The organism is Bathymodiolus japonicus methanotrophic gill symbiont, assembly GCF_019721995.1.
In the GTDB taxonomy this organism is placed as follows: Bacteria; Pseudomonadota; Gammaproteobacteria; order Methylococcales; family Methylomonadaceae; genus Methyloprofundus.
The window spans coordinates 1-19,745 of record NZ_BLYC01000006.1 but is presented as its reverse complement, the minus strand read 5'-3'; the positions used below and the strand labels follow the sequence as shown (position 1 = coordinate 19,745).

42 protein-coding genes and 3 pseudogenes are annotated in these 19,745 nt (G+C 43.6%); 19 read left to right on the top strand and 26 right to left on the bottom strand.

Going from position 1 to position 19,745, the window contains the following annotated elements; all coding sequences use genetic code 11:
• The first annotated feature begins 142 nt into the window (after positions 1–142).
• Positions 143–475, top strand: coding sequence for a septal ring lytic transglycosylase RlpA family protein (locus tag K6984_RS10015; protein ID WP_338024480.1), 333 nt, complete (start codon positions 143–145; stop codon positions 473–475).
• Here the strand turns inward: K6984_RS10015 and K6984_RS10010 are convergent.
• Together K6984_RS10010 and K6984_RS10005 are read right to left on the bottom strand one after the other, a co-directional pair.
• Positions 448–663 carry a hypothetical protein gene (locus K6984_RS10010; protein ID WP_221895414.1) on the bottom strand — a complete coding sequence of 72 codons (216 nt, stop codon included), beginning with the start codon at positions 661–663 and terminating at the stop codon, positions 448–450. The genes K6984_RS10015 and K6984_RS10010 overlap by 28 nt on opposite strands.
• 118 nt (positions 664–781) lie before the next feature.
• Positions 782–931 carry a hypothetical protein gene (locus K6984_RS10005; protein WP_221895413.1) on the bottom strand — a complete coding sequence of 50 codons (150 nt, stop codon included), beginning with the start codon at positions 929–931 and terminating at the stop codon, positions 782–784.
• A 12-nt stretch (positions 932–943) separates the two neighbouring features.
• Between K6984_RS10005 and K6984_RS10000 the strand changes: the two genes are divergently transcribed.
• On the top strand, positions 944–1,264 hold the full coding sequence (locus tag K6984_RS10000) for an SPOR domain-containing protein (protein WP_221895412.1): 321 nt from the start codon (positions 944–946) through the stop codon (positions 1,262–1,264).
• 105 nt (positions 1,265–1,369) lie between these two features.
• On the opposite strand, the gene K6984_RS09995 is transcribed toward K6984_RS10000, so the two are convergent.
• Entirely contained in the window at positions 1,370–1,513 is a 144-nt protein-coding gene (locus K6984_RS09995) for a hypothetical protein (RefSeq protein ID WP_221895411.1), read from the bottom strand.
• Positions 1,514–1,525: 12 nt separating this feature from the next.
• Between K6984_RS09995 and K6984_RS33110 the strand changes: the two genes are divergently transcribed.
• From K6984_RS33110 to K6984_RS09980, 4 genes are all read left to right on the top strand, one after another.
• Positions 1,526–1,654: a hypothetical protein gene (locus K6984_RS33110; RefSeq protein WP_263458705.1), complete on the top strand. Its 129-nt coding sequence runs from the start codon at positions 1,526–1,528 to the stop codon at positions 1,652–1,654.
• Between the two features lie 83 nt (positions 1,655–1,737).
• Positions 1,738–2,898, top strand: coding sequence for a D-alanyl-D-alanine carboxypeptidase family protein (locus K6984_RS09990; protein ID WP_221895410.1), 1,161 nt, complete (start codon positions 1,738–1,740; stop codon positions 2,896–2,898).
• An 8-nt stretch (positions 2,899–2,906) separates the two neighbouring features.
• Positions 2,907–3,746: a D-amino acid aminotransferase gene (locus K6984_RS09985; protein ID WP_221895409.1), complete on the top strand. Its 840-nt coding sequence runs from the start codon at positions 2,907–2,909 to the stop codon at positions 3,744–3,746.
• Positions 3,743–4,015 (top strand): YbeD family protein, encoded by a 273-nt coding sequence (locus K6984_RS09980; protein ID WP_221895408.1) that lies wholly within the window; start codon positions 3,743–3,745, stop codon positions 4,013–4,015. The genes K6984_RS09985 and K6984_RS09980 overlap by 4 nt, the downstream gene beginning before the upstream one ends.
• Here K6984_RS09980 and K6984_RS09975 read toward each other — a convergent pair.
• Positions 3,970–4,158, bottom strand: coding sequence for a hypothetical protein (locus K6984_RS09975; protein ID WP_221895407.1), 189 nt, complete (start codon positions 4,156–4,158; stop codon positions 3,970–3,972). The genes K6984_RS09980 and K6984_RS09975 overlap by 46 nt on opposite strands.
• A gap of 12 nt (positions 4,159–4,170) precedes the next feature.
• Here K6984_RS09975 and K6984_RS09970 point away from each other — a divergent pair, with 12 nt between their 5' ends.
• The 5 genes from K6984_RS09970 (at position 4,171) to K6984_RS09950 (ending at position 6,658) form a co-directional block, all read left to right on the top strand.
• Positions 4,171–4,335: a hypothetical protein gene (locus K6984_RS09970; protein ID WP_221895406.1), complete on the top strand. Its 165-nt coding sequence runs from the start codon at positions 4,171–4,173 to the stop codon at positions 4,333–4,335.
• A gap of 1 nt (position 4,336) precedes the next feature.
• On the top strand, positions 4,337–4,840 hold the full coding sequence (locus tag K6984_RS09965) for a 2-thiouracil desulfurase family protein (RefSeq protein WP_221895405.1): 504 nt from the start codon (positions 4,337–4,339) through the stop codon (positions 4,838–4,840).
• Positions 4,830–5,471 (top strand): lipoyl(octanoyl) transferase LipB, encoded by a 642-nt coding sequence (lipB, locus tag K6984_RS09960; protein WP_221895404.1) that lies wholly within the window; start codon positions 4,830–4,832, stop codon positions 5,469–5,471. Before K6984_RS09965 ends, lipB begins: the two co-directional genes overlap by 11 nt.
• 104 nt (positions 5,472–5,575) lie before the next feature.
• Positions 5,576–6,136, top strand: a complete 561-nt coding sequence (locus tag K6984_RS09955; protein WP_221895403.1) for a PEP-CTERM sorting domain-containing protein — start codon at positions 5,576–5,578, stop codon at positions 6,134–6,136.
• A 282-nt stretch (positions 6,137–6,418) separates the two neighbouring features.
• Entirely contained in the window at positions 6,419–6,658 is a 240-nt protein-coding gene (locus K6984_RS09950) for a hypothetical protein (protein WP_221895402.1), read from the top strand.
• Here the strand turns inward: K6984_RS09950 and tnpC are convergent.
• From tnpC to tnpB, 3 genes are all read right to left on the bottom strand, one after another.
• Positions 6,650–8,107: an IS66 family transposase gene (gene tnpC / locus K6984_RS09945; protein ID WP_263458714.1), complete on the bottom strand. Its 1,458-nt coding sequence runs from the start codon at positions 8,105–8,107 to the stop codon at positions 6,650–6,652. The two genes, K6984_RS09950 and tnpC, sit on opposite strands and share 9 nt — an antisense overlap.
• A gap of 251 nt (positions 8,108–8,358) precedes the next feature.
• Positions 8,359–8,550: a hypothetical protein gene (locus tag K6984_RS09940; protein ID WP_221895400.1), complete on the bottom strand. Its 192-nt coding sequence runs from the start codon at positions 8,548–8,550 to the stop codon at positions 8,359–8,361.
• Positions 8,551–8,629: 79 nt separating this feature from the next.
• Positions 8,630–8,842: an IS66 family insertion sequence element accessory protein TnpB gene (gene tnpB / locus K6984_RS36090; RefSeq protein WP_420831657.1), complete on the bottom strand. Its 213-nt coding sequence runs from the start codon at positions 8,840–8,842 to the stop codon at positions 8,630–8,632.
• Positions 8,843–9,156: 314 nt separating this feature from the next.
• Here tnpB and K6984_RS09930 point away from each other — a divergent pair, with 314 nt between their 5' ends.
• A complete protein-coding gene (locus K6984_RS09930) occupies positions 9,157–9,471 on the top strand; it encodes a hypothetical protein (protein ID WP_221895398.1) in 315 nt (104 codons plus the stop codon).
• Positions 9,472–9,650: 179 nt separating this feature from the next.
• On the opposite strand, the gene K6984_RS33105 is transcribed toward K6984_RS09930, so the two are convergent.
• Entirely contained in the window at positions 9,651–9,779 is a 129-nt protein-coding gene (locus tag K6984_RS33105; protein ID WP_263458643.1) for a hypothetical protein, read from the bottom strand.
• A gap of 188 nt (positions 9,780–9,967) precedes the next feature.
• Here K6984_RS33105 and K6984_RS09925 point away from each other — a divergent pair, with 188 nt between their 5' ends.
• Positions 9,968–10,330 (top strand): hypothetical protein, encoded by a 363-nt coding sequence (locus K6984_RS09925; RefSeq protein ID WP_221895397.1) that lies wholly within the window; start codon positions 9,968–9,970, stop codon positions 10,328–10,330.
• A 25-nt stretch (positions 10,331–10,355) separates the two neighbouring features.
• Entirely contained in the window at positions 10,356–11,072 is a 717-nt protein-coding gene (locus K6984_RS09920) for a hypothetical protein (protein WP_221895396.1), read from the top strand.
• Here the strand turns inward: K6984_RS09920 and K6984_RS09915 are convergent.
• Together K6984_RS09915 and K6984_RS09910 are read right to left on the bottom strand one after the other, a co-directional pair.
• Complete coding sequence (locus tag K6984_RS09915; RefSeq protein ID WP_221895395.1) at positions 10,982–11,236, bottom strand: hypothetical protein; 255 nt, start codon at positions 11,234–11,236, stop codon at positions 10,982–10,984. The two genes, K6984_RS09920 and K6984_RS09915, sit on opposite strands and share 91 nt — an antisense overlap.
• Positions 11,217–11,378 carry a hypothetical protein gene (locus K6984_RS09910; RefSeq protein ID WP_221895394.1) on the bottom strand — a complete coding sequence of 54 codons (162 nt, stop codon included), beginning with the start codon at positions 11,376–11,378 and terminating at the stop codon, positions 11,217–11,219. Before K6984_RS09910 ends, K6984_RS09915 begins: the two co-directional genes overlap by 20 nt.
• Positions 11,379–11,390: 12 nt before the next feature.
• Here K6984_RS09910 and K6984_RS09905 point away from each other — a divergent pair, with 12 nt between their 5' ends.
• A complete protein-coding gene (locus K6984_RS09905; RefSeq protein ID WP_221895393.1) occupies positions 11,391–11,609 on the top strand; it encodes a hypothetical protein in 219 nt (72 codons plus the stop codon).
• Here K6984_RS09905 and K6984_RS09900 read toward each other — a convergent pair.
• From K6984_RS09900 to tnpA, 3 genes are all read right to left on the bottom strand, one after another.
• Positions 11,599–11,793: a hypothetical protein gene (locus K6984_RS09900; RefSeq protein WP_221895392.1), complete on the bottom strand. Its 195-nt coding sequence runs from the start codon at positions 11,791–11,793 to the stop codon at positions 11,599–11,601. The two genes, K6984_RS09905 and K6984_RS09900, sit on opposite strands and share 11 nt — an antisense overlap.
• Before the next feature lie 3 nt (positions 11,794–11,796).
• A complete protein-coding gene (locus tag K6984_RS09895) occupies positions 11,797–12,558 on the bottom strand; it encodes a hypothetical protein (RefSeq protein ID WP_221895391.1) in 762 nt (253 codons plus the stop codon).
• 199 nt (positions 12,559–12,757) lie between these two features.
• Complete coding sequence (gene tnpA, locus K6984_RS09890) at positions 12,758–13,081, bottom strand: IS66 family insertion sequence element accessory protein TnpA (protein ID WP_221895390.1); 324 nt, start codon at positions 13,079–13,081, stop codon at positions 12,758–12,760.
• Between the two features lie 262 nt (positions 13,082–13,343).
• On the opposite strand from tnpA, the gene K6984_RS09885 reads away from it, so the two are divergent.
• A complete protein-coding gene (locus tag K6984_RS09885) occupies positions 13,344–13,526 on the top strand; it encodes a DUF433 domain-containing protein (protein ID WP_221895590.1) in 183 nt (60 codons plus the stop codon).
• Between the two features lie 2 nt (positions 13,527–13,528).
• Here the strand turns inward: K6984_RS09885 and K6984_RS09880 are convergent, their stop codons facing one another.
• Positions 13,529–14,521 carry an IS30 family transposase gene (locus K6984_RS09880; RefSeq protein ID WP_221895389.1) on the bottom strand — a complete coding sequence of 331 codons (993 nt, stop codon included), beginning with the start codon at positions 14,519–14,521 and terminating at the stop codon, positions 13,529–13,531.
• A gap of 153 nt (positions 14,522–14,674) precedes the next feature.
• Here K6984_RS09880 and K6984_RS09875 point away from each other — a divergent pair, with 153 nt between their 5' ends.
• Complete coding sequence (locus K6984_RS09875) at positions 14,675–15,004, top strand: DUF5615 family PIN-like protein (RefSeq protein ID WP_230988004.1); 330 nt, start codon at positions 14,675–14,677, stop codon at positions 15,002–15,004.
• Positions 15,005–15,128: 124 nt separating this feature from the next.
• Here K6984_RS09875 and K6984_RS09870 read toward each other — a convergent pair whose 3' ends face one another.
• From K6984_RS09870 to K6984_RS09860, 4 genes and pseudogenes are all read right to left on the bottom strand, one after another.
• On the bottom strand, positions 15,129–15,461 hold the full coding sequence (locus K6984_RS09870) for a hypothetical protein (protein ID WP_221895387.1): 333 nt from the start codon (positions 15,459–15,461) through the stop codon (positions 15,129–15,131).
• A 316-nt stretch (positions 15,462–15,777) separates the two neighbouring features.
• Positions 15,778–15,906: a hypothetical protein gene (locus tag K6984_RS33100; protein WP_263458628.1), complete on the bottom strand. Its 129-nt coding sequence runs from the start codon at positions 15,904–15,906 to the stop codon at positions 15,778–15,780.
• Between the two features lie 139 nt (positions 15,907–16,045).
• A pseudogene (locus K6984_RS09865) lies at positions 16,046–16,183 on the bottom strand (trypsin-like peptidase domain-containing protein); the annotation flags it as partial.
• The gene (locus tag K6984_RS09860) at positions 16,146–16,316 is read right to left on the bottom strand and encodes a hypothetical protein (RefSeq protein ID WP_221895386.1); all 171 of its coding nucleotides are present in this window, start codon (positions 16,314–16,316) and stop codon (positions 16,146–16,148) included. The pseudogene K6984_RS09865 and the gene K6984_RS09860, both read right to left, overlap by 38 nt.
• A gap of 12 nt (positions 16,317–16,328) precedes the next feature.
• On the opposite strand from K6984_RS09860, the gene K6984_RS30840 reads away from it, so the two are divergent.
• A complete protein-coding gene (locus tag K6984_RS30840) occupies positions 16,329–16,466 on the top strand; it encodes a hypothetical protein (RefSeq protein ID WP_230988003.1) in 138 nt (45 codons plus the stop codon).
• Here K6984_RS30840 and K6984_RS36905 read toward each other — a convergent pair.
• The 7 genes and pseudogenes from K6984_RS36905 to K6984_RS09840 form a co-directional block, all read right to left on the bottom strand.
• Positions 16,444–16,743, bottom strand: a pseudogene (locus K6984_RS36905) (S1C family serine protease); the annotation flags it as partial. The gene K6984_RS30840 and the pseudogene K6984_RS36905 sit on opposite strands and share 23 nt — an antisense overlap.
• On the bottom strand, positions 16,742–16,957 hold the full coding sequence (locus K6984_RS30830; protein ID WP_230988002.1) for a hypothetical protein: 216 nt from the start codon (positions 16,955–16,957) through the stop codon (positions 16,742–16,744). The pseudogene K6984_RS36905 and the gene K6984_RS30830, both read right to left, overlap by 2 nt.
• A 242-nt stretch (positions 16,958–17,199) precedes the next feature.
• Positions 17,200–17,328 carry a hypothetical protein gene (locus K6984_RS33095; RefSeq protein WP_263458596.1) on the bottom strand — a complete coding sequence of 43 codons (129 nt, stop codon included), beginning with the start codon at positions 17,326–17,328 and terminating at the stop codon, positions 17,200–17,202.
• Positions 17,329–17,595: 267 nt separating this feature from the next.
• A complete protein-coding gene (locus K6984_RS33090; RefSeq protein ID WP_263458596.1) occupies positions 17,596–17,724 on the bottom strand; it encodes a hypothetical protein in 129 nt (42 codons plus the stop codon).
• A gap of 9 nt (positions 17,725–17,733) precedes the next feature.
• Positions 17,734–18,159 (bottom strand): hypothetical protein, encoded by a 426-nt coding sequence (locus K6984_RS09850; RefSeq protein ID WP_221895385.1) that lies wholly within the window; start codon positions 18,157–18,159, stop codon positions 17,734–17,736.
• A 20-nt stretch (positions 18,160–18,179) separates the two neighbouring features.
• Positions 18,180–18,425 (bottom strand): hypothetical protein, encoded by a 246-nt coding sequence (locus K6984_RS09845; protein WP_221895384.1) that lies wholly within the window; start codon positions 18,423–18,425, stop codon positions 18,180–18,182.
• A 317-nt stretch (positions 18,426–18,742) separates the two neighbouring features.
• A complete protein-coding gene (locus K6984_RS09840; RefSeq protein ID WP_221895383.1) occupies positions 18,743–18,979 on the bottom strand; it encodes a hypothetical protein in 237 nt (78 codons plus the stop codon).
• A gap of 302 nt (positions 18,980–19,281) precedes the next feature.
• Here K6984_RS09840 and K6984_RS09835 point away from each other — a divergent pair, with 302 nt between their 5' ends.
• Positions 19,282–19,422 carry a DUF433 domain-containing protein gene (locus K6984_RS09835; RefSeq protein WP_263458704.1) on the top strand — a complete coding sequence of 47 codons (141 nt, stop codon included), beginning with the start codon at positions 19,282–19,284 and terminating at the stop codon, positions 19,420–19,422.
• 2 nt (positions 19,423–19,424) lie between these two features.
• Here K6984_RS09835 and K6984_RS09830 read toward each other — a convergent pair.
• Positions 19,425–19,745: pseudogene (locus tag K6984_RS09830) on the bottom strand (IS30 family transposase); the annotation flags it as partial.

Below are 19,745 nucleotides of genomic sequence, written 5' to 3'. Positions count from 1 at the left end.
AGCTGAACCACAGATTATTGATGGTCGCCCGGAAAATATTCTGCTTGATCTATCCGAGATACCGGATGCAGTTTCGCGTTTTGAGCCATGGTCTGCTTCGGTTAATCCAGAATCTTATAAAGTTCTGGGAGAAACCTATCATGTGTTGCCCAGCAATGAAGGCTACAGGCAGCAGGGCATTGCTTCCTGGTATGGAACCAAGTTTCACCAGAAAAATACTGCAACCGGTGAAGTGTATGACATGTGGGCGATGACTGCGGCACATAAAACTTTGCCCATACCCAGTTATGTGCGGGTCACAAATCTGGATAACCAGCACAGCGTGATTGTTCGGGTAAATGATAGAGGCCCTTTTCATGCGCACAGAATTATTGATTTGTCCTTTGCGGCGGCGGCCAGGTTAGGTCTGGTGAAAGCGGGCACTGGCTTTGTTGATGTAGTGGCGATTCAGCCGCTGAAAATCATGGAAACGTAGCTTAGCGAAGTGGTGATTTTTAGTCCCTGATAGGCGACAGGGCAATTCGCTGATTCGACGTGTGCTAGCAGCACGCGAGAGGAGCAAGAATTGCATTCCGAATAGCCGTCCAGCCAGTGAGGTAGTAATGACGAAGCGGCTTTTGTGCGTAGTCGTTGCGGACGCAGGGCGTTCAGGGCATCTCCCATCCGCTGCGTAGGTGAACGAATTATGGCGACAGGAGTCCCGGAATTTCGTGAGGTAGCATGGCGCGCCTGCTGGTGAAAATTTGGATGATGCGGGTGGGATACCGGCACAAAAGATTTTTTACCAGATTGGTGCATTCGCTGTCAGCCCCGGACGGGCTGATAGTCTCCAGAAGGCGCAGGGAAATTTGCCAATCCGAAGTGCGCGATAGCGCGCGAGGGAGGCTAAAATTTTATCCCGAATAGCCGTAGAGCCATTTGTGGTAGCCATGACTGAGCTGCTTTGTGCTCAGTCTGTGGCGGACGCAGGGCGGCTGGAGCATCTCCTATTCGCTGCGTAGGTGAACGAATTACGGCGACAGGAGTCCCGGAATTTCGTGAGGTAGCATGGCGCGCCTGTGCAACACGTGAAAATGCGCTTTTATTGCAAGAGAAAATAAGTGCAGCCGGTATATCAGCCAGTAGAATTGTAGCAGATGAAACAGCAGACAATAAGCTGTTAAAACTGCAGATCGGTCCGATAAGTTCGGTGAGCGAAGCAGATAATATCAGTAAAAAACTCAAACAAATAGGTATACGCAGCGGCCACTATATTTCTGAATAAAATATAGCTACTTACTTTAGCTAAGCAGGGAACTAAAAGCCTGTTTTTACATGAAGGGTATGAAGGAATTGAAGGGTCTTATTTATTCAACAAAATACTATGCTTTTACCCTTCATGCGCTGTCAGCCCCGGACGGGCTGATAGTCTCCAGAAGGCGCAGGGAAATTTGCCAATCCGAAGTGCGCGATAGCGCGCGAGGGAGGCTAAAATTTTATCCCGAATAGCCGTAGAGCCATTTGTGGTAGCCATGACTGAGCTGCTTTGTGCTCAGTCTGTGGCGGACGCAGGGCGGCTGGAGCATCTCCTATTCGCTGCGTAGGTGAACGAATTACGGCGACAGGAGTCCCGGAATTTCGTGAGGTAGCATGGCGCGCCTGCTCTTCATGGTAATAAAATCAATGCATTAAATGTAAAAAGTTACCGTTAGATGCACATGTTATAATTTTTTCAACTTACACTCAGATTCTTTGTTTATGTTCCTAAAATTCCAGAAAAATTTACACAGTGTTGTTTTTATTTTCTTGTTACTGCCCTTGGCGCAAAGTTACGCAGAAAGTGAAATCAAAATTCCAGAGCCACCACGTCTGGCTGCAAGCAGTTATTTTTTACAGGATTTTGACAGTGGCCGCATCCTGGCAGAGAGAAATGCAGACGAAGTGTTGCCACCTGCTAGCCTGACTAAAATCATGACGGTTTATATCGCGTTTCGCGAGTTAAGCAACAATCGTCTAAGCCTTGATGAAATGGTCACTATCAGCGAAAAGGCTTGGCGCACACCAGGCTCTAAAATGTTTATTGAAGTCAATAAACAGGTCAGCGTAGAAGATTTATTAAAAGGAATTATTATTCAATCCGGTAATGATGCCAGTGTTGCCATCGCGGAACATATTGCCGGTGATGAGGCAACGTTTGCTGAAATGATGAACCAGCAAGCGCAACGTCTGGGGATGTACAGTACGCATTTTATGAATGCCACAGGACTGCCTGTTCCTGAGAAGCATTACACCACTGCACGAGATTTAGCCACACTAACGCGTGCCGTTATTAGAGAATTTCCAGAATATTATCGCTGGGATTCGGTCAAAGAATTTACCTATAGCAATATTACTCAGAAAAATCGCAATATTTTATTATGGCGTGATGAATCCGTTGATGGTGTCAAGACAGGGCATACTGAAGAGGCAGGCTATTGTCTAATTGCTTCTGCGAAACGGGAACAAATGCGCTTAATCTCGGTTGTTTTAGGCACTAAAAGTAAAAGTGCCCGCGCTAATGAAAGCCAGACTTTGCTGAATTATGGGTTCCGCTTTTATGATACACATAAACTCTATGATGCAAATACTGAGCTAACAACTGCTAAAGTCTGGAAAGGTGCCAGTGATACCGTGAGTCTGGGGGTTGCTGAAGATTTATATGTCACTATATCCAGACGTCATTATAAGGAAATGAAAGCGGCGACCAGTGTCGATGTAAAAATCATAGCTCCGATAAAACAAGGCGATCAACTAGGCGTGGTAAATGTGATTTTGCGTGATGAAACAGTCAGGTCTATGCCATTAGTCGCCCTGAATTCTGTAGAAAAAGGCAGTTTCTTGCAGCGCACTTATGATTCCGCATTAATGCTCATTAAGTAAGTCAATCCATGCAAGATAAAACAGTTTATTTGAATGGCGAATATTTACCTTTATCCGAGGCAAAGGTATCGGTATTAGATCGGGGGTTTTTATTTGGCGATGGTATTTACGAAGTAATCCCCGTCTATTTTGGTAAATTGTTTTGCCTGGAAGCACATTTACAACGGCTTAATAATAGTCTAAATGCAATACGTCTGCCAGTTGCCTTAAATACCCAGCAATGGCTGGAAATATTGCAGCCTCTATTAGTCGAGGGTGATGCACAATATATTTATCTGCAAATAACACGCGGTGTTGCTGATACCCGGGATCATGCATTTCCAGAGCAGTGTGAGCCAACTATTTTTGCCATGTGTTCTGCCATAGCGCCATTTAACCGGGAAAGCGGCGTACAAGCCATTACACTAGACGATATGCGCTGGGCTTTATGCAATATTAAAGCGACTACCTTGTTGGCAAATATATTATTACGTCAGCAAGCGGTAGACCAATCCTGTGCAGAAGCAATCCTGTTAAAAGACGGCTATGCAACAGAGGGAGCGGCGAGTAACGTGTTTTCGGTGATTGATGATGTGTTAATTACCCCGCCCAATAGCAATAAAATATTACCAGGCATTACCCGCAATGTGATTATTGACCTAGCCAAGGAAAATGGCATCAGTTTGCGCGTAGAGTCTATTCCTGACGCAGACTTACGCAGCGCAAGCGAAATCTGGCTGACCAGTTCCACGCGTGAAATTTTGCCGGTTATCACTCTGGACAATAAACCGGTAGGAGATGGGCAGGTGGGGCCTATCTGGCAATCCATGCAGAACTTATTTCAAGAGTACAAGCGGGCAGTTTCATGACTAAGCAAGAAGTAGAGTCGCTCTTTGAGTTTCCCTGTCAGTTTCCTATTAAAGCGATGGGGAGAAATGTCCCTGACCTGGATGCCATTATCGTGGCACTTATTCGCTGCCACGTAGATGATTTAAGTGAAGGTGCAGTGACTACACGGCTTAGTAAGGGCGGTAAGTTTATCGCTATTACTGTAGAAATTGAAGCGCAAAGTAAAGCGCAACTGGATGCCATCTACACAGATTTAAATGCATGCCCGCATATAACAATGACTTTGTAGGGCGTGGCTTTCGCTGTCAGCCCCGGACGGGCTGATAGTCTCCAGAAGGCGCAGGGAAATTTGCCAATCCGAAGTGCGCGATAGCGCGCGAGGGAGGCTAAAATTTTATCCCGAATAGCCGTAGAGCCATTTGTGGTAGCCATGACTGAGCTGCTTTGTGCTCAGTCTGTGGCGGACGCAGGGCGGCTGGAGCATCTCCTATTCGCTGCGTAGGTGAACGAATTACGGCGACAGGAGTCCCGGAATTTCGTGAGGTAGCATGGCGCGCCTGTCTTATTTCCCTGTTTTATGGGTTTTTGCTGTACCTGAGTGCACTCTGAAATGCCACAAAAAAAAGCTATAGCAATCAGCGCCTGTCTGCTAGGCCATAAAGTCCGTTACGATGGGAATCATCAGGAAAATAAAATTATCCTGCAGCGATTAGAAGCTAATTTTAATATCATCCCCGTTTGCCCCGAAGTAGAAATAGGTCTCGGTGTGCCACGAGAGAAAATCGAATTACATCAACGAGGCGCAAAAATCCATTTATTAACTTGTAAACAGCCAGTTGTCGATCTAACCGGGCAAATGATTACGTATGCGCAAGCTTTCCTGCAAAATCATAAAATTTCCGGAATGATCTTAAAAGATAAATCCCCGAGCTGTGGCGTTGCTAACTGTAAGCAATGGACCGATACAGGAGAAATGCAGCGCAATGGTACCGGAATTTTTGCCGCAAACATTATAAAACTAAAACCTGACTTACCAATGTTGCAAGGTAATTTAGTTACCCAGGCGGGTGATCTGGATAGTTTTCTGCAGAAAGTAGCTGACTATGAACATTAAGGTTCGCCATCTAGGGCAGCAAGACTATCTAAGCTGCTGGAAAAAGATGCAGGATTATACTTTAGCCAGAGATGAAAACAGTACTGATGAAATCTGGATAGTCGAACACCCTCCCGTCTTTACCCAGGGGCTAAATGGTAAGCCTGAGCATTTATTACAAGTATCGGATATTCCTGTAGTGAATGCTGATAGGGGTGGACAAATTACCTATCATGCGCCGGGCCAGTTGGTTGTTTATACTTTAATTGATATAAAGCGCAGAGGACTAGGTGTGCGTCAGTTGGTGACTGTTATCGAGCAGGCAATGATAGTAGCCCTTGCTCAATATGGCTTGCAGGCAGCCGCAAGAGCCGAAGCGCCTGGAGTTTACATACAGGATAAGAAAATAGGCTCAGTCGGTTTGCGCATAAAAAAAGGCTGTAGTTATCATGGTCTGAGTTTAAATAACAATATGGACTTAACGCCTTTTAGTTATATCAATCCCTGTGGATATCAAGGTTTGCAAGTCACGCAACTAGCCGATTTAGGGGTAAATATCAAGACCAATGAGCTGGCGATACCCGTGGTGAAATCTATTATCAATACTTTAGAGAGGGCTGAGTTTTCTAGCAGCACAGGGGCGATCATTTAGACACGGTAAGCGTATCAATATCATGGGTGGCATGTAAGTTGCTTAATAGTTATTAGCTCTGCATAGGTGCAGATTTTTATAATGACTAGTTGAGGATTGATATTATGTTCCCCTTAAATAAAAGCTTTTCCCTGTTAATAAGAAGTACCCTGTTGGCGCTGTTATGTGTCTTTAGTAATACTGTTTCGGCATCTCTAATTCAAGATATTACGCTAGACTTGGACAATCAGTACCTAGGGACTGTGACATTACCTACCGAAAGCGGTTCTGTTTCTGATTGTGACGATGGCGGGGAGTGTAGCGGATTTCTATTCTCATTTTATGTGCAGTTATCCGGAGTAACGTTTGACCAATCAAATGTTGATTCTGCATTCTGGGAAATTGATGATAACTGGCAGATGACTTCATTTAGGCTAACGGCCTCAAATGTGAATAATAATGTAGTGGGCTGTGACATGAATATATCCTGTAACCTAGAGATATTTGAATCATTCAGCGGTCCATTTGCAAGGCTTGTGATCAATAAACAGGCTGCCCTTTCAGGCTTAGTATCTTACCAGCCGGTACACACAGTTCCTGAGTCATCCACTCTGATATTGTTGAGTCTAGGCGTACTCGGTTTCTGGGGGAGCACACGCCGCGCTAGCCGCAACTTACAAAGCTAATACAGAGAGTATGCATTGGTATCATATTAAGCTTTAACAGGCTTGCTTCAGTAAGCGTTAAAGAGACATAAAGTATGATGAGTATTGTATAAGCTGAAGTTTCCCAATTATTGAGTAGCTGAAATACACCATGCTGGTGTATCGAGGTTTATTTTAGGTGGTTTTGCCATGTTTATAGCAAACCCCTACTTAATTCCCCTTAGGCAATAGCATTTGAAACGAATGAAAAGACTATTTTTTCATATAGTTGTAGCATAGTTTCAATTTTACCATAAATAATTATTGGGAAACTTCAGTATAATAGGAACCTGCGTAACTATAGGAGGAAAAGGGAAAGGGAAAGGGATCCAAGGAGCTCCAGTAATCGGTGATAATGTATACTTAGCAACAGGTTGTAAAGTAATTGGTGAGGTGACTATAGGCTCAAATGTTGTAGTTGGTGCGAATAGTGTAGTCACTAAGGATGTTCCTGATGTAAGCGTCAATTCTCTCCACCTAGACAAGCTACCCCAATTACTTTAGAGGCTTAATTTTTTCAATCAAGTTCCAGGGCAAAAACTGATCCAGTGCTTCTGGTTCATAATGCCTACCCAGCTTGGGTAGTTCAGTTAATAGGTATTTCAGGTAATCAAAAGGTTGCAGGTTATTAGCAATGGCTGTTTGCACAAGACTGTAAAGTAGTGCGCTGGCATTTGCACCGCGTGGTGTCTGGTTAAACAGCCAGTTTTTACGTCCAATCACAAACGGTTTGATATGCCGTTCAGCTGCATTATTATCAATTTGTATATTACCGTCATCAATATAGCGGATCAAGCTACCCCACTGGTTAATAGTGTAACGAATGGCTTTACCTATTGCGCTGTCCTTTGCTGTCTTGGTAAGGTTGTTATCGCACCACTGCTTTAACTCTTCCAGTAAAGGTTTGCTTTTTTCCTGACGCTGTAAATAACGTTGCTCTATCGTCAGGTCTTTGATCTGTTTTTCAAGTGCATACAGTCGGGCAAACTTACGTAATGCGGTTTGAGCCAGCCCCATTTTATTCTTGCGACTCTCTTTAGGGAGGGCTTTTAGCGCTTCATCGAATTTACGCCGCGCATGTGCCATACACCCCACGAGGATACAATCATCTGATGCCAGTGCATGATAGCCTGCATAGCCATCTACTTGCAAGTGACCTGAAAAGGCCCGCAAGAAGCTTTCAGCATGCGCTCCTGCCCGCGTTGACTGATAATCATACAAAACGATCGGGTGCTCGGATTCATGCCCACCACTCTGATAGAGCCACATATAGGATTTCGATTTCGTCTCTCGACCATCCTGAATCACATTTAAGGTTGTTTCATCGGCCTGGAGGATCTTCTGTAGAATCAGCAGAGCATGCAGTCGATCATAAAAGGGCTGGAGCAATTCAGCGGACTTTAATACCCAGTTAGATAGCGTGGCACGAGAAAGGTCAACACTTAAGCGCTTGAAAATGGTTTCCTGCCGGTAAAGTGGCAGGCTATCCATGAACTTGGCGACAATAATGTAAGCTAATAAACTTGCCGAGGCAAAACTACGAGGAATGGGCTGTGCGGGTTTTGGTGCACTGATAATGCCATTTTCACAGGCGCGGGAGCCATACTTGATCTGTATATGTTCAATGACTTTGATCTGGGCAGGAATGATTTCTAACTGCTCTGACTTGTCTTCGCCAGCCTCATGCAATGCATGACCGCAGGCACAAACACGCTCTGCTTCAGGTAATTCATAACGGATAACTTCGCGCGGGATATCTCTGGATAATGGCTTGCGGCCTGGCTTTTTACGCTGATAGCTTAGGGTTTCTTCAGGGTCGGAATCATCCTGCTTTAAGCTATCAAGAATGGACTCCGCTTCATTAAACAACTCCATTTGACCCGGACATTTCTCACTGGAGGTGCCAAAACGCTTATGTTGCAACAGACGAAACTGCTCCTCATACCATGTCAGTTTTTCCTGTAATTAATCCACTGTCGGCTGATAGTCCAGCACCATTTTGTGCAGTACATTCGTCTCGTCTGGCAGTATTTCAGGAAGTGATTTCATGGTGTTTATTATACCGCAAAACAGGGTTAAATAATCATTTAACTAGCTGTTTTATTAGATATTTTCCACGTAAAATAACGGCAACAAATCAATTATTTATTAAGCCAGAAATAGCGGTATGAGCTTGCGCTTGCCGATAGGATAACCAGTGTAATTCACGTAAGGTTAATGATAACGGATGTTCGTTTAACTCGGTTGGCCACTGAAACTTCCCCCGCTGTCAGCCCCGGACGGGCTGATAGTCTCCAGAAGGCGCAGGGAAATTTGCCAATCCGAAGTGCGCGATAGCGCGCGAGGGAGGCTAAAATTTTATCCCGAATAGCCGTAGAGCCATTTGTGGTAGCCATGACTGAGCTGCTTTGTGCTCAGTCTGTGGCGGACGCAGGGCGGCTGGAGCATCTCCTATTCGCTGCGTAGGTGAACGAATTACGGCGACAGGAGTCCCGGAATTTCGTGAGGTAGCATGGCGCGCCTGTTATCCAGGCGCCGATAATAAAGCCAGAACCCATTACACTCCCAATAGAGTATTTTCAGTTTATCGCGAGAGCGGTTACAAAAGACAAAAATACTTCCGGCAAAGGGATCATGGCCAAACTGTTCCGAAACAATCAGTGACAGACCATTGATAGATTTACGCATATCAGTAACGCCGGTCGCCAAAAACACTTGATTAACAACAAGCCCGTTTATCATGAGATAGACCTAACCAGTTTCAGAAGCGGCTTTAATGATGCAAGTTCTGTACAGGCCATCAGTGTTCCCCTATCAATTGAGGCCGTGAAACTAACCTCGCCACAAGAGAGCTCATAAAGCACTGTAAAGACATTCCTGTTATTATTGCGTTTTGAACTGCCCGAATGGTATACGAGCTGATACTCGATGTTCAAGTTTTTGATATTGAGAAGGTAAAATCAGGTATTCTGAGGTTGTTGTAATTTTATCGGTGTAAGCCCATGTTAATGAATGCCCCAGCCACCTTTATCCAAAGCTATATTGACGATTTAAATGATGCGCTCAATCAGCTAAAACCCGGAGCCGCTTTGACACGGATTCAAGCCGCTTGGTTGGGCACTTGTTTAACGTGCATACTGCTAATGAACTCTGTTTGCTGGGCTAAGTTTGAGCGAGCAAGCCTTGGAGATTGCAAAGTAGCCGCATTATCCTGGGTGTTTCGTAAAGCAAGTATACCCTGTGACTGGTTGCTGCGGGTGAGTGTGGTCTTAATTTCAAAACGTTATGGCATTACTGAAGCTGAAGTTTCCCAATAATTATTTATGGTAAAATTGAAACTATGCTACCGCTGAAAATCAGGGAAACGGAGCCTAAGCGAAGTGATGATTTTTAGTCCGCGATAGCCGTAGGGCCGTTATTTTGTCGGAGTCTGAGCGTTAGCGAAGGTGGAGACAAAATAAAAGGCCATCCGACACGGCGTCAAGTCATTTGGAGCCTATGTTCCGACCCCTTGTTGGGTCGGGACGAGGTGACGAGGACGAATCGGGGCCGCCGGAGGCATAAGTGGTCGCGTTAAGTTTTTGCTGCTTGCTTGGGCTGGGATGCCCAAAACAGGCTTTCGCAAAAATAGCGACTCCCCGAAACTATATGAAAAAAATAGTCTTTTCATTCGTTTCAAATGCTATTGCCTAAGGGGAATTAAGTAGGGGTTTGCTATAAACATGGCAAAACCACCTAAAATAAACCTCGATACACCAGCATTGTGTATTTCAGCCACTCAATAATTGGGAAACTTCAGTTACTGAAGGTGTGTTGGCCTTTGATGAATCAGACCGAGCACGATCTAAGTCTACAAAACGTATTTATAAGGTTTACAAGCAGAAACACAAAGGCTCCGGCGGGTATGTTAATGGACAAACGATAGTATTATTGCTGCTAGTTACCTCATCCATTACAGTGCCTGTCGGTTTTTTCTTTTATATGCCGGATCCAGCCTTAAAGCAGTGGGATAAAGAAGATAAACGGTTGAAAAAGAGCGGTATAGCAAAAAAAGATCGGCCTATTGAGCCTGAACGTGACAGTGCCTACCCGACCAAAACAGAGATTGCATTAGGCTTATTAAAAGAGTTTAAAGTTGCGCATAGCCTGATTAAAATTAAAGGCGTACTGGCTTGATGCGCTGTATGGTGAAAAAGCCTTTATGGACGAAGCCGCTAAAGAATCTGGAGGCTCGCAGGTGATTAGCCAATTACGTAAAAACCAAAATATTGAATATAGAGGTAGAATAAGGTCAGTCGAGAGCTACTTTAATTCGATTAACAAAGGCATTGATCAGATAATACGCGTACGTGGCGGCAAAGAGATTAAAGTGACTGTCAGCAGTGCACGATTAAAGGTGAGTTCTCACAGTAAAAAACGCTTTGTCATTGCCTTAAAATATGACGGTGAAAACGACTATCGCTATTTAGTGGCGACAGACCTGACTTGGCGCACACAAGATATTATTCAAGCCTATACGTTGAGATGGCTGATTGATGTTTTCTTTGAGGACTGGAAGCTTTATGAAGGATGGGGGCGTGAGGCCAAACAATTAGATGAAGAGGGATCAAGCCGTGGCCTGATTCTGAGTCTTTTGTTTGACCATTGCCTTCTCCTTCACCCAGGGCAAATAGCCCGCATTGAAAGCAAACTACCTGCGTATACCGTAGGAAGCTTACAGCGCAAGTCTCAAATGGATGTACTGCTTGAGTTCATCACGTCATTGCTAGAGTTTCCAGATCCTGGTGATAAGCTGAAAGAGTTAGGTGAATTAATAAAGGATGTGTTTCAACTGATGTCATCAGGAAAACATATGATTGGCAGAGATTTAGGGCGCTTAGGGCCAACAGCATCATTAAAGTATTGTTCTGCTGGGTGAAGGTAAGAGTTTGATGGCAATGGGATGGAAAAACTTGAACATCGAGTGATACGAGACATTCTTGCCTGGAAAAATAATGGATTCACAAAACGATCTCGTTTTTGAGCCTGTTGCTGCCTTATCTCCAGAGCCTCGCTATATTTTTTATCCGATGGATGAATCAATTCTGGCTGTCGCTGTCAGCCCCGGACGGGCTGATAGTCTCCAGAAGGCGCAGGGAAATTTGCCAATCCGAAGTGCGCGATAGCGCGCGAGGGAGGCTAAAATTTTATCCCGAATAGCCGTAGAGCCATTTGTGGTAGCCATGACTGAGCTGCTTTGTGCTCAGTCTGTGGCGGACGCAGGGCGGCTGGAGCATCTCCTATTCGCTGCGTAGGTGAACGAATTACGGCGACAGGAGTCCCGGAATTTCGTGAAGTAGCATGGCGCGCCTGTGTGTTTTTGAAATCTCTTCAAACACGCGCATTAAATTATAGCTCATTGCAGTCAGGCGCATTTGATTTTCAAGTGAGCGGGTATTGGAAGATCAAGCTTTAGTTTCCTTGAAATTACTTTTAGTGTTATTGAATGTCTTTTCAATCGTCCATCGCTTGAAATACAGCATGGTAATGGTTCCAGGGTTAATAGTCATTGGCAAGGTTGTCACAAACCGGTGAAGTTTTCCGGTTTCTGGATCACGGTAATCCACCACGTTAAATTTGATGCCCTTGTTTTCGTACACACTTTATGCTTCAACCCCTGTATTGATCTCATGGCGGGAGTCAAAAGGGATAGACTCAACCAGAGTCGCAATTGAATTTTCTTTTAGCATTGAAATCATGTAATTAGCATGTCGTTTCTGCCGATCCCACCAGACAAAGTCGGTGACGGCTTTATCGTAGACATAGAGATGTTTCTGAGAGCTGTTATTTCCCTTGTTTTGCTTTTCAATATGATCTCGTAACACAGGTATTTCTTGATGTCTCTGAGTTCCGTTTGTCACCAGACAAAGAAATCTGAGCAACCCACTTCTGAGATTCAACGCGTAAATCCCCCCGGCCGCATAAACTTTCCCCTTGCTGTTTTTTTCAGTATGGCAGGCATGATCAATAAAATGTCCATCCGCTGCTTCTATGGTGTATTCGTCAAGTTCTGGGAATGCTTTAAGATAATCAATGCCTTGCGATAGCAGTGTTTCAGCGTGAAGATGATAGCTCTGCTGTTCAAATGCCTCAAGCATACTTGTTCGTCTATGCGACTTCAGTGATTTAAAATACGTTGAATGGGGAAGCAGCTGGCCATAAATCTGTTCATTGGTTTGGAGGAAATGGCGACCACTATCGACTACACTGATACAGCGTAATAACCCAAGGCGAATAAAGTCGATATCCTTCAACTCTGGGCATGAACGAGCCCACAAAGGATGACGCTCTGCTAACAGGGCACGTTCCATACTTTCATTGCAGTGTTGGTGAATATGTTCAGAGAGTGGTAGGTCTTTAAGCATGGGTGATATCCGTTTATGAGGTGATTAAAACGGAAATTTTTAGAAAATTTTTTTCGGCAATTGCAAGCTTTATTTGAAATTATTTGTTGTTTTTTTACGGTGCCTACAGAGTGTCTATTTGCTGTTATAATTGATTAAAATCAAAAAGATGGAAATATTCGAGTGGTGCTACCTTCAGGTAGGTTATAGGCTGCTTTGTTTAGGTACTTCTTCTTTCAATGGGAACACTGATGGTACTGGCACAAATTTCCAGACTGAAGCCATTAGAATGAGTCACTTTGATAACTGATGAATCAGCAGGTACGCCTGATCCGTTCAACATGTCCTCTGCAACCAGTGTTACCGGAACCAATTGCTTGGCTTGTAACACTGGTGGAGCGAGCGAACTGAATTGCTTTTTGTAATAACTGAAGATATGCGGCTTGATATCATGGGCTTTGCAATACCCGACCTGAGTTAAACGACTGGCTTGCCATTGCGGTATATGATTTTGCATAGCCGCTTTATTTTGAGATGGACTCATAAATTCCTCCTGAGTTAATTGGAGGTATTAGTCTGCCATTTTTTATATTGGTTTAGAATGTGTACTTTAATTGACGCTTACTCTAATACAGCTTTTTTCCAATTGTTGATTTGTGTTGCATGAATATCATATTTCGCGGTAATTTCAGCTCTTGTCTTTTCCCCTTTTAGTACGTCTAATACCACTTTTACTTTGGTTTGCGTACTATGCTTCTTCCGATTTATGGTCATTTCTTAATCCACAGTTTTGAGGGCAAGATTCTATCTTAAATGCTGGTCTAGTTTTTGGGGATCATTATATAACAGTGCAAACAGTGGTTGAGTTTCTTCGTATGGGTGAGACAGAAGAAGAAATCTTGAAGCAGTACCCTACTCTGGAGAGCAATGATATTCATGCCTGTTTAGTTTTTGCTAGTAAAGTGATGGGGCACAGATATACTCCCTGAATTCAAGTCATAAGTACATAACCCAATAAATTTTTCATATCTATCCCAGTCAGCTCTTCAAATACCTCATAAGGTGTTTTGTAATTGAGACACTTTTTAGGGCGACTATTTAGCTTATCAACGGCTATAAAAACCTCTTTTATCGTAACATCAATCAACTCCATTACTTTAGGGAAATACTGTCTTAATAAGCCATTAGCATTCTCATTTTGCCCTCTTTCCCAAGAGCTGTATGGAGTCGAAAAATACGTATCACAACCTAGTGCTTCTGCTATTTTTTCATGCAGGGTAAACTCTTTCCCGTTATAAAAAGTAATTGTTTTAACAAAGCTTTTTATAGGATCAAGCATTAAAATAGTTGCGTCTAATACATATTGAGCCTTTTTCCCCGCTAAAGGGAAGGCCAACCGTAATTTAGAGACTCGCTCATCCAACGTTACAATCGCCCCTTTGTGATTTTTCCCAATGATTGTATCTGCCTCCCAATCACCTATACGCTTACGGTTGTTGACCTCTTCAGGACGCTCATCTATATCGACTCTATTAGGGATTCCTGTCCTATTATGGGCTGACCCATACCGCTTGCGATAGGTTTTGTTCTGATGCCGAAGATGCTTGTATAGTTCACCCCCTGCCTTTTTGTCCGCCAGAATATGCTGGTAGATTGTTTCATGATGAAGACTAATTATACCCTCTTGTTTTAACCGCCCTGCAATCTGCTCAGGACTCCAGTCATCCTCAATGCGAACATTAACAATGCCTTTTATTTCATCCGTTAATTTAACCTCTTTAGGCTTGTTTTTGTGTCGTTCTTGGGCAAAATCTTCTGCTTGTTTATGCCTGTAGCCTCTTTGACCTGTATTGCGTTTAATCTCGCGTGAAATATTGCTTTGGCTTCGTTCTAAGGCTTCTGCTATTTTATTCTGTGAAGTTCCCTTTTTTAATTCAATTTCTATATAATATCTTTCTTTAGGACATAGGTGTGTATAGCTCATTTGTAGCCTCTGTAAATTGTTTGGTAGCTGTTTACTTTACACCTATGTCTTGTCTTAATTCAACAGGTGTTAGTCTAGCCAATACTTGCAGAGGGTTATGCACTTATTATACGAATTCAGGCTCTTCAAGAAATAGCATAAATGAAGAAATACTTGATAGATGTAAATCTTCCAAGTCGGTTTTCTTTGTGGGCTGGTGATGAATATGAGCATGTGGTTCATATTAATGATGAATTAAAAGATAGTGAAATTTGGGCGTATGCAAAAGAACATGACCTTACGATAGTTACTAAAGACACCGATTTTTCTGATTTGATTTTGATGAATAACCCTCCGCCAAGAGTGATACATATAAAGGTTGGTAATATGAAAATGAAAGAATTTCACCAGCTATTAACCAATATTTGGAATGATGATTGTAAAGTGAGTGAAGAATTTAAGTTAATTAGAGTTTATGCAACTAAAATCGAAGGTATTGATTAAATATTATTTCGTATCGAATAACAAATATATCGTTCCCATGCTCTGCGTGGGAATGCCTGTTGTGACGCTCTGCGTCACGGAACGCAGAGCGTTCCTGCATAAATTCCCACGGAGACCGTGGGAACTATAAGATGGCTTTTTCAGTCAGGCAGGCATGATCAATAAAATGTCCATCCGCCGCTTCTATGGTGTATTCGTCAAGTTCTGGGAATGCTTTAAGATAATCAATGCCTTGCGATAGCAGTGTTTCAGCGTGAAGATGATAGCTCTGCTGTTCAAATGCCTCAAGCATACTTGTTCGTCTATGCGACTTCAGTGATTTAAAATACGTTGAGTGGGGAAGCAGCTGGCCATAAATCTGTTCACTGGTTTGGAGGAAATGGCGACCACTATCACTACACTGATACAGCGTAATAACCCAAGGCGAATAAAGTCGATATCCTTCAACTCTGGGCATGAACGAGCCCACAAAGGATGATGCTCTGCTAACAGGGCACGTTCCATACTTTCATTGCAGTGTTGGTGAATATGTTCAGAGAGTGGTAGGTCTTTAAGCATGGGTGATATCCGTTTATGAGGTGATTAAAACGGAAATTTTTAGAAAATTTTTTCGGCAATTGCAAGCGCTGAAAATCAGGGAAACGGAGCCTAAGCGAAGTGATGATTTTTAGTCCGCGATAGCCGTAGGGCCGTTATTTTGTCGGAGTCTGAGCGTTAGCGAAGGTGGAGACAAAATAAAAGGCCATCCGACACGGCGTCAAGTCATTTGGAGCCTATGTTCCGACCCCTTGTTGGGTCGGAACGAGGTGACGAGGACGAATCGGGGCCGCCGGAGGCATAAGTGGTCGCGTTAAGTTTTTGCTGCTTGCTTGGGCTGGGATGCCAAAAACAAGCTTTCGCAAAAATAGCGACTCCCCGAGTGTCTATTTGCTGTTATAAGTGATTAAAATCAAAAATATGGAAATATTCGAGTGGTGCTACCTTCAGGTAGGTTATAGGCTGCTTTGTTTAGGTACTTCTTCTTTCAATGGGAACACTGATGGAATTAATACCAATTAAGCGACCACGTAGATCAATTAAAGCACCGCCTGAATTACCTGGGTTAATTGAAACATCCGTCTGAATGAAATTTTCATAGCCTTCAATGCCCAGGTCGGTACGACCCAGCGCGCTGACCATACGCTGTCAGCCCCGGACGGGCTGATAGTCTCCAGAAGGCGCAGGGAAATTTGCCAATCCGAAGTGCGCGATAGCGCGCGAGGGAGGCTAAAATTTTATCCCGAATAGCCGTAGAGCCATTTGTGGTAGCCATGACTGAGCTGCTTTGTGCTCAGTCTGTGGCGGACGCAGGGCGGCTGGAGCATCTCCTATTCGCTGCGTAGGTGAACGAATTACGGCGACAGGAGTCCCGGAATTTCGTGAGGTAGCATGGCGCGCCTGCCAGAAGTCACTGTATGGCTAAGCCCAAATGGATTGCCAATAGCGACGGCAAAATCACCTACCTGTAAATTATCTGAATCACCCAGGGGAATGCTGGTGAGGTCTTTTGCAGCGACCTGTAATACGGCAATATCCGTTTCAGCATCTGTGCCGATTAATGTCGCCTTTAATTTTTTCTTGTTGTGTAGCGTTACAAAAATAGTATCTGCGTGAGCAATCACATGATTATTGGTAATGATATACCCGTTTTCTGCATCCACAATAACGCCCGAACCTATGCCCTGAGTTTGTCGTTCTTTAGGCGCGCGGCGCAAAACGGCGAAAATAAGGGTTATTCATTTGTGGGTGTTGTTGTATGGCCACTATACCCTGAGTTGAAATATTCACCACACTGGGTAAGACATTTTTTAGCATGGGCGCCAGCGTTGGAACAGCCTGGCTGGGCGAAATCGGGGAGTCGCTATTTTTGCGAAAGCTTGCTTGGGCTGGGATGCCCAAAACAAGCTTTCGCAAAAATAGCGACTCCCCGCTCTATTGAACGGTCTAAGTGAAAGTGGAGTAAGAATACAGAACTATAGGTTGGTTTGAGCTTGTTACAATCTAAGCAGTAAACTGGGTTGTTGGACAAGCCTAAGCGAAGTGATGATTTTTAGTCCGCGATAGCCGTAGGGCCGTTATTTTGTCGGAGTCTGAGCGTTAGCGAAGGTGGAGACAAAATAAAAGGCCATCCGACACGGCGTCAAGTCATTTGGAGCCTATGTTCCGACCCCTTGTTGGGTCGGGACGAGGTGACGAGGACGAATCGGGGCCGCCGGAGGCATAAGTGGTCGCGTTAAGTTTTTGCTGCTTGCTTGGGCTGGGATGCCCAAAACAAGCTTTCGCAAAAATAGCGACTCCCCGCATGAAAAAATAGTCTTTTCATTCGTTTCAAATGCTATTGCCTAAGGGGAATTAGTAGGGGTTTGCTATAAACATGGCAAAACCACCTAAAATAAACCTCGATCGCTGAAAATCAGGGAAACGGAGCCTAAGCGAAGTGATGATTTTTAGTCCGCGATAGCCGTAGGGCCGTTATTTTGTCGGAGTCTGAGCGTTAGCGAAGGTGGAGACAAAATAAAGGCCATCCGACACGGCGTCAAGTCATTTGGAGCCTATGTTCCGACCCCTTGTTGGGTCGGGACGAGGTGACGAGGACGAATCGGGGCCGCCGGAGGCATAAGTGGTCGCGTTAAGTTTTTGCTGCTTGCTTGGGCTGGGATGCCCAAAACAAGCTTTCGCAAAAATAGCGACTACCCCGATAGCATGGAAATCATGTAATTAGCATGTCTGTTTCTGCCGATCCCACCAGACAAAGTCGGTGACGGCTTTATCGTAGACATAGAGATGTTTCTGAGAGCTGTTATTTCCCTTGTTTTGCTTTTCAATATGATCTCGTAACACAGGTATTTCTTGATGTCCTCTGAGTTCCGTTTGTCACCAGACAAAGAAATCTGAGCAACCCACTTCTGAGATTCAACGCGTAAATCCCCCCCGGCCGCATAAACTTTCCCCTTGCTGTTTTTTTCAGTATGGCAGGCATGATCAATAAAATGTCCATCCGCTGCTTCTATGGTGTATTCGTCAAGTTCTGGGAATGCTTTAAGATAATCAATGCCTTGCGATAGCAGTGTTTCAGCGTGAAGATGATAGCTCTGCTGTTCAAATGCCTCAAGCATACTTGTTCGTCTATGCGACTTCAGTGATTTAAAATACGTTGATGGGGAAGCAGCTGGCCATAAATCTGTTCATTGGTTTGGAGGAAATGGCGACCACTATCGACTACACTGATACAGCGTAATAACCCAAGGCGAATAAAGTCGATATCCTTCAACTCTGGGCATGAACGAGCCCACAAAGGATGACGCTCTGCTAACAGGGCACGTTCCATACTTTCATTGCAGTGTTGGTGAATATGTTCAGAGAGTGGTAGGTCTTTAAGCATGGGTGATATCCGTTTATGAGGTGATTAAACGGAAATTTTTAGAAAAATTTTTTCGGCAATTGCAAGCTTTATTTGAAATTATTTGTTGTTTTTTTACGGTGCCTACAGAGTGTCTATGATGCTTGTTATAATTGTGATTAAAGTAATACACACAGAATGTAAATAATTCGAGTGTGTGCTTACTCTTTCAAGGTTAGGTATAGGGCTGCTTTGTTTAGGTTACTTCTTCTTTCAATGGGAAACACTGATGTACTAGTGGCACAAAATTTCCAAACATGAAGCCATTAGAGATGAAGTCACTTTGATAACTGATGAAATCAGCAGGTACGCCTGATATCCCGTTCAACATGTCCTCTGCAACCAGTGTTACCGGAACCAATTGCTTGGCTTGTAACACTGGTGGAGCGAGCGAACTGAATTGCTTTTTGTATAAACTGAAGATATGCGGCTTGAATATCATGGGCTTTGCAATACCCGACCTGAGTTAAAACGACTGGCTTGCCATTGCGGTATATGATTTTGCATAGCCGCTTTATTTTTTGAGATGGACTCATAAATTCCTCCTGAGTTAATTGGAGGTATTAGTCTGCCATTTTTTATATTGGTTTAGAATGTGTACTTTAATTGACGCTTACTCTAATACAGCTTTTTTCCAATTGTTGATTTGTGTTGCATGAATATCATATTTCGCGGTAATTTCAGCTCTTGTCTTTCCCCTTTTAGTACGTCTAATACCACTTTTACTTTGGTTTGCGTACTATGCTTCTTCCGATTTATGGTCATTTCTTAATCCACAGTTTTGAGGGCAAGATTCTATCTTAAATGCTGGTCTAGTTTTGGGGATCATTATATAACAGTGCAAACAGTGGTTGAGTTTCTTCGTATGGGTGAGACAGAAGAAGAAATCTTGAAGCAGTACCCTACTCTGGAGAGCAATGATATTCATGCCTGTTTAGTTTTTGCTAGTAAAGTGATGGGGCACAGATATACTCCCTGAATTCAAGTCATAAGTACATAACCCAATAAATTTTTCATATCTATCCCAGTCAGCTCTTCAAATACCTCATAAGGTGTTTTGTAATTGAGACACTTTTTAGGGCGACTATTTAGCTTATCAACGGCTATAAAAACCTCTTTTATCGTAACATCAATCAACTCCATTACTTTAGGGAAATACTGTCTTAATAAGCCATTAGCATTCTCATTTTGCCCTCTTTCCCAAGAGCTGTATGGGAGTCGAAAAATACGTATCACAACCTAGTGCTTCTGCTATTTTTTCATGCAGGGTAAACTCTTTCCCGTTATAAAAAGTAATTGTTT

What these genes read in the sequence shown, in the direction of transcription:
- K6984_RS09870 (WP_221895387.1), bottom strand. Translation starts at nt 15,461, where the DNA reads ATGCCCAGAGTTGAAGGATATCGACTTTATTCGCCTTGGGTTATTACG.
- K6984_RS10005 (WP_221895413.1), bottom strand. Translation starts at nt 931, where the DNA reads ATGGCTACCACAAATGGCTCTACGGCTATTCGGGATAAAATTTTAGCC.
- K6984_RS09910 (WP_221895394.1), bottom strand. Translation starts at nt 11,378, where the DNA reads ATGGCTACCACAAATGGCTCTACGGCTATTCGGGATAAAATTTTAGCC.
- K6984_RS09965 (WP_221895405.1), top strand. Translation starts at nt 4,337, where the DNA reads ATGCCACAAAAAAAAGCTATAGCAATCAGCGCCTGTCTGCTAGGCCAT.
- K6984_RS09895 (WP_221895391.1), bottom strand. Translation starts at nt 12,558, where the DNA reads ATGCTTAAAGACCTACCACTCTCTGAACATATTCACCAACACTGCAAT.
- K6984_RS09990 (WP_221895410.1), top strand. Translation starts at nt 1,738, where the DNA reads ATGTTCCTAAAATTCCAGAAAAATTTACACAGTGTTGTTTTTATTTTC.
- tnpB (WP_420831657.1), bottom strand. Translation starts at nt 8,842, where the DNA reads ATGCGTAAATCTATCAATGGTCTGTCACTGATTGTTTCGGAACAGTTT.
- K6984_RS09860 (WP_221895386.1), bottom strand. Translation starts at nt 16,316, where the DNA reads ATGGCTACCACAAATGGCTCTACGGCTATTCGGGATAAAATTTTAGCC.
- K6984_RS09930 (WP_221895398.1), top strand. Translation starts at nt 9,157, where the DNA reads ATGTTAATGAATGCCCCAGCCACCTTTATCCAAAGCTATATTGACGAT.
- tnpA (WP_221895390.1), bottom strand. Translation starts at nt 13,081, where the DNA reads ATGAGTCCATCTCAAAATAAAGCGGCTATGCAAAATCATATACCGCAA.
- K6984_RS09985 (WP_221895409.1), top strand. Translation starts at nt 2,907, where the DNA reads ATGCAAGATAAAACAGTTTATTTGAATGGCGAATATTTACCTTTATCC.
- K6984_RS09995 (WP_221895411.1), bottom strand. Translation starts at nt 1,513, where the DNA reads ATGGCTACCACAAATGGCTCTACGGCTATTCGGGATAAAATTTTAGCC.
- K6984_RS09955 (WP_221895403.1), top strand. Translation starts at nt 5,576, where the DNA reads ATGTTCCCCTTAAATAAAAGCTTTTCCCTGTTAATAAGAAGTACCCTG.
- K6984_RS10010 (WP_221895414.1), bottom strand. Translation starts at nt 663, where the DNA reads ATGGGAGATGCCCTGAACGCCCTGCGTCCGCAACGACTACGCACAAAA.
- K6984_RS09980 (WP_221895408.1), top strand. Translation starts at nt 3,743, where the DNA reads ATGACTAAGCAAGAAGTAGAGTCGCTCTTTGAGTTTCCCTGTCAGTTT.
- lipB (WP_221895404.1), top strand. Translation starts at nt 4,830, where the DNA reads ATGAACATTAAGGTTCGCCATCTAGGGCAGCAAGACTATCTAAGCTGC.
- K6984_RS09940 (WP_221895400.1), bottom strand. Translation starts at nt 8,550, where the DNA reads ATGGCTACCACAAATGGCTCTACGGCTATTCGGGATAAAATTTTAGCC.
- K6984_RS09975 (WP_221895407.1), bottom strand. Translation starts at nt 4,158, where the DNA reads ATGGCTACCACAAATGGCTCTACGGCTATTCGGGATAAAATTTTAGCC.
- K6984_RS09880 (WP_221895389.1), bottom strand. Translation starts at nt 14,521, where the DNA reads ATGAGCTATACACACCTATGTCCTAAAGAAAGATATTATATAGAAATT.
- K6984_RS09845 (WP_221895384.1), bottom strand. Translation starts at nt 18,425, where the DNA reads ATGCTTAAAGACCTACCACTCTCTGAACATATTCACCAACACTGCAAT.
- K6984_RS09850 (WP_221895385.1), bottom strand. Translation starts at nt 18,159, where the DNA reads ATGCTTGAGGCATTTGAACAGCAGAGCTATCATCTTCACGCTGAAACA.
- K6984_RS09920 (WP_221895396.1), top strand. Translation starts at nt 10,356, where the DNA reads ATGGACGAAGCCGCTAAAGAATCTGGAGGCTCGCAGGTGATTAGCCAA.
- K6984_RS09840 (WP_221895383.1), bottom strand. Translation starts at nt 18,979, where the DNA reads ATGAGTCCATCTCAAAAAATAAAGCGGCTATGCAAAATCATATACCGC.